The sequence below is a fragment of the Vibrio sp. Vb2131 genome (assembly GCF_033338535.1).
GTDB classification, from domain to species: Bacteria; Pseudomonadota; Gammaproteobacteria; order Enterobacterales; family Vibrionaceae; genus Vibrio; species Vibrio alginolyticus.
This window is the reverse complement of sequence record NZ_JAWOSW010000169.1, coordinates 1-517: the sequence shown is the minus strand read 5'-3', so window position 1 is coordinate 517 and position 517 is coordinate 1. Positions and strand designations below refer to the sequence as shown.

The window sequence follows — 517 nt, the reverse complement described above, 5'->3', positions numbered from 1 at the left end:
CCTTGCTTAAGTACTCCAACATGGTGCGCTGCGCTTGAAAAGAGAAACGGCGACGCGTCGACATATCTGCGAATTTGAAGTTAGTAATGTTGCGACGTTCTAGTTCGGCTTTCAAATAGCGAACTTTGTCTTCCAATACGGTTTGGAACTGCTCGAACGGGATATCTGACCAACGTTGACGGCTGCGAACTTCCGACACAATGCTCATGATGATGGTTTCGTACAGAATGGTTTCCTTCCACAAACCATTGATTGTAATGCGTAACTGGCTTGAGCCATCCGACATGGTTTTGTTGTGGAAAGAGACATCGCTTTGCGGGTTAAAACGGAAGTGACGTAACGCTTCGACAAACTCGGGCTTTAGGTACGGCGCAACGTACTTCATGTACGCAATTTCATCTTCAGTAAAGCGAACATCTTGAAGTTTAAGAACTTCTGCCTTTACCTCTGGCAGCAATTCCGACAGATCTTCTTCGCTACGCACGATGAATTTGTATGACACCATCGCATCAGGATA

The 517-nt window shown here is 45.8% G+C and carries 1 pseudogene; it reads right to left on the bottom strand.

From position 1 onward, the window contains the following. A pseudogene (locus R7E38_RS23390) lies at positions 1-517 on the bottom strand (nicotinate phosphoribosyltransferase); the annotation flags it as partial.